The organism is Trebonia sp. (genome assembly GCF_049794275.1).
Classification (GTDB): domain Bacteria; phylum Actinomycetota; class Actinomycetes; order Streptosporangiales; family Streptosporangiaceae; genus Trebonia.
Window position 1 is genome coordinate 1 of sequence record NZ_JBARCR010001021.1, and the last position, 3,669, is coordinate 3,669.

General features: G+C 69.9%; 4 protein-coding genes. 3 read left to right on the plus strand and 1 reads right to left on the minus strand.

Translation table 11 applies throughout. The annotated features are described in order from the left end of the window. Nucleotides 1–98 precede the first annotated feature (98 nt). Genes WA805_RS25685 through mdh form a run of 3 tightly spaced genes read left to right on the plus strand, consistent with a single transcriptional unit; the run spans nucleotide 99 to nucleotide 2,622 of the window. Nucleotides 99–368: a DUF3017 domain-containing protein gene (locus WA805_RS25685; RefSeq protein WP_425243629.1), complete on the plus strand. Its 270-nt coding sequence runs from the start codon at nucleotides 99–101 to the stop codon at nucleotides 366–368. Between the two features lies 1 nt (nucleotide 369). Then, nucleotides 370–1,596 carry an NADP-dependent isocitrate dehydrogenase gene (locus WA805_RS25690; protein ID WP_424558751.1) on the plus strand — a complete coding sequence of 409 codons (1,227 nt, stop codon included), beginning with the start codon at nucleotides 370–372 and terminating at the stop codon, nucleotides 1,594–1,596. Nucleotides 1,597–1,626: 30 nt separating this feature from the next. Continuing rightward, nucleotides 1,627–2,622, plus strand: a complete 996-nt coding sequence (gene mdh, locus WA805_RS25695; RefSeq protein WP_422288811.1) for a malate dehydrogenase — start codon at nucleotides 1,627–1,629, stop codon at nucleotides 2,620–2,622. Between the two features lie 37 nt (nucleotides 2,623–2,659). Here the strand turns inward: mdh and WA805_RS25700 are convergent. Further along, nucleotides 2,660–3,669, minus strand: a 1,010-nt coding sequence (locus WA805_RS25700) for a galactokinase (RefSeq protein WP_425243628.1), incomplete at its 5' end; no start/stop codon positions are given.

Sequence of the window (3,669 nt, forward strand, 5' to 3'; positions counted from 1 at the left end):
GGGTAGCCCAGCGGGCGGCGATCACCAGGGCGCGGCGCGAGCGCAGCCTGATCGGCGTCGTCCCGTACCTGGCCGTCCTGCTGTGCACCATCGCCGGGGTGTACATCGCCTTCCGCGACGGCTCGGCGGGCGGCGGTGCTGGCGGTGTCATCGCCGGGTTGGCGCTGCTCATGGGCGCGGTGATCCGGGCGGTGCTGCCAGCCAGGCTGGCCGGGCTGCTCGCGTCGCGGCGCCGGGCGACTGACGTAGTCACGCTTGCTGCTTTCGGCGCTTGCCTGCTGATTGCGGGCTTGGTTTTGCCGCGCTTAGGGCCGCTATCCGCACAAGGGAGAATGGCGGGCCCGCCGATGAAAGGGAAACACGGATAACATGTCGAAAATCAAGGTGGCTAATCCTGTCGTCGAGCTAGACGGCGACGAGATGACCAGGATCATCTGGCAGCTCATCAAGGATCAGCTGATACTCCCGTACCTGGATATCAACCTGGAGTATTACGATCTCTCCGTCCAGAACCGGGACGCCACCGACGACCAGGTGACGATCGACGCGGCGCATGCCATTCAGCGGCACGGCGTCGGGGTCAAGTGCGCCACGATCACGCCGGACGAGGCGCGGGTCGCCGAGTTCGGGCTGAAGAAGATGTGGCGGTCGCCGAACGGGACGATCAGGAACATCCTCGGCGGCACCATCTTCCGCGAGCCGATCGTCATCTCCAACATCCCGCGGCTGGTGCCGAGCTGGACCAAGCCGATCATCATCGGCAGGCACGCTCACGCCGACCAGTACAAGGCGTCCGACTTCGTGGTTCCCGGGCCGGGCACCGTCACGATCACCTACGTGCCCGACTCGCCTGAGGACGGCCGGCCGATCGAGATGGAAGTGGCGAAGTTCACCGGCGGCGGCGTCGCGATGGCCATGTACAACTACGACGACTCGATCCGCGACTTCGCGCGGGCCACCATGCGGTACGCGATCAGCCGGCGGTTCCCGCTGTACCTGTCCACGAAGAACACCATCCTCAAGGCGTACGACGGGCGGTTCAAGGACATCTTCGCCGAGGTCTTCGAGGCGGAGTTCAAAGCCGAGTTCGAGGCCGCGGGGATCACTTACGAGCACCGCCTCATCGACGACATGGTCGCCCAGGTGCTCAAATGGGACGGCGGCATCGTCTGGGCGTTGAAGAACTACGACGGTGACGTGCAGTCCGACGTGGTGGCGCAGGGCTACGGGTCGCTCGGGCTGATGACGTCAGTGCTGATGACGCCGGACGGCCGTACGGTCGAGGCGGAGGCCGCGCACGGCACCGTGACCAGGCACTACCGGCAGTATCAGCAGGGCAGGCCGACGTCGACCAACCCGGTCGCGTCGATCTTCGCCTGGACGCGCGGGCTCGCGCACCGCGCCAAGCTCGACGGTACGCCGGAGCTCGCCGCGTTCGCCGACACGCTGGAGCGGGTCTGCATCGAGACGATCCAGGGCGGCCAGATGACGAAGGACCTCGCGCTGCTCGTCGGGCCGGACACGCCGTACCTGAACACCCAGGAGTTCCTCGACGCGCTCGACGGTAACCTGCGTGCTGCGATGGCGAACAGCTGAGCAGCTAGGTAGCTAGGGAGATTTCACGGAATGTCACACAGTGCTAGCCAGGGGGGACAGCCCCCCACAACCCCCCGAGGGGGGAAAGTAGCCGTCATCGGTGCCGGCTTCTACGGCTCGACCACGGCGCAGCGGCTTGCAGAGTACGACATCTTCGACGAGGTCGTGCTCACCGACATCATCGAGGGCAAGCCGGAGGGGCTGGCGCTGGACATGAACCAGTCGCGGCCTGTCGAGGGTTTCGAGACGAAGGTGACCGGCCAGACGACCGGCGCCGACGGCGACGGCTACGAGGCGATCGCCGGCGCGGACATCGTGGTGATCACCGCGGGCCTCGCCCGCAAGCCGGGCATGAGCCGGATGGACCTGATTGAGGTCAACGCCAAGATTGTCAGGAACGTGGTGGAGAACGTCGTCAAGCACGCGCCTGAGGCGGTGCTGATCGTCGTGTCCAACCCGCTCGACGAGATGACGGCGCTGGCGGCGAAGGTCTCCGGGTTCCCGTCCGCGCGGGTCATGGGCCAGGCGGGCATGCTCGACACCGCCAGGTTCTCGAACTTCGTGGCGGAGAAGCTGGGCGTGCCTGTCGGTTCGGTGCGCACGCTGACCCTGGGGTCGCACGGCGACACGATGGTGCCGGTGCCGTCGGCCTGCTCCGTCAACGGCAAGCCGCTGGCCGAGCTGCTGCCTGCCGAGGAGATCGAGGCTCTCGTCCAGCGGACGCGCAACGGCGGCGGCGAGATCGTCGCGCTGCTCAAGACCGGCTCGGCGTACTACGCGCCGTCCGCGGCGGCCGCCAGGATGGCACGCGCCGTGGCCGAGGACGCCGGCGCGGTCATGCCGGTCTGCGCGTGGGTTGACGGCCAGTACGGCATCGACGGCGTCTACCTCGGCGTGGAAGCCGAGATCGGGTCGGCCGGCGTCCGCCGGGTGGTGGAGCGCGACCTGTCTGAGGCCGAGCTGGCCGCGCTGCGCGCGGCGGCGGAGGCCGTCAGGGCCAAGCAGGCGGACGTCGCCAGCCTGTAAGGGCTTTCGCGGCCCGTGCCAGCTCGCCGTAGGCCCTCTAAGCGAGCTGGCGGGCCGCGGCCGACGGGATCGCGTCGATGAACTCCGGCGGAGTCCACCCGCGTTCCGTGAACGCATCGGTCAGCGCGGCGCGCACCGCGGCCATCCGCTCCACAGGGATCAGGGCCAGCACGGAACCGCCGAAGCCGCCGCCGATCATCCGGGCCCCGAGCGCCCCGGCGGCGACGGCGACCTCGACCGTGACGTCGGCCGCCGGCCAGGAGACCTCGAAGTCGTCCCTGAGGGACGCGTGCGCCTCGGTGAGCAGGCGGCCGATGTACCGGTAGATCGCCTGCGCCGGCACTGGCTCGGCGCCGCCCGCCGCGGGGACTGAACCGCTCAGCAGGGCCGACGCGATCGCGCGGGCCCGGGCGCTGTCGGTGATGACGTGCCTGGCGCGCCGCCGCAGCACGGGGTCTGCCAGCCGGCTGGCCTCGGCGGGGTCCTGCACCGCGCCGAGGTACGGCACCCCCAGCAGCCTGGCCGCCTCCTCGCACTCGGCGCGCCGCTGGGCGTACTCGCCGGATACCAGGGCATGCGCGACGCGGGTGTCGATGATCAGCGCGTTCGCCCCGGCCGCGGCCGGAGCGAACGGCACCTGGGTCACGGTCAGCGTCGCGCAGTCGAGCAGCATCGCGTGGCCCTCCTGGCACAGCAGCGCCGCGTACTGGTCGATGATCCCGGTCGGCGCGCCGACGAAGTCGTTCTCCGCCCGCTTGGCGATCGCCGCCAGCGTCCGGCGCTCCACCGTCACGCCGGACAGCTCGCAGAGCGCCAGCGCCACCGAGCATTCCAGCGCGGCGGAGGACGACACTCCCGCGCCCACCGGCAGGTCGGAGTCGATGTCGATCGAGGCGCCCGCGACGTCAATGCCGGCCTCGCGCAGCGCCCACGCGACACCCGCCGGGTAGGCGGCCCAGCCCGTCACGGCGCCGGGCGTGAGCGAGTCGAGCGCCACCGTGACCGGCTCGTCAGGCACCTGCTTGGAGCGCAGCGCCAGCACCCGGC

Bases quoted from the DNA above. Each gene is read 5' to 3' on its own strand.
- WA805_RS25690 (WP_424558751.1), top strand. From the start codon at position 370: ATGTCGAAAATCAAGGTGGCTAATCCTGTCGTCGAGCTAGACGGCGAC.
- mdh (WP_422288811.1), top strand. From the start codon at position 1,627: ATGTCACACAGTGCTAGCCAGGGGGGACAGCCCCCCACAACCCCCCGA.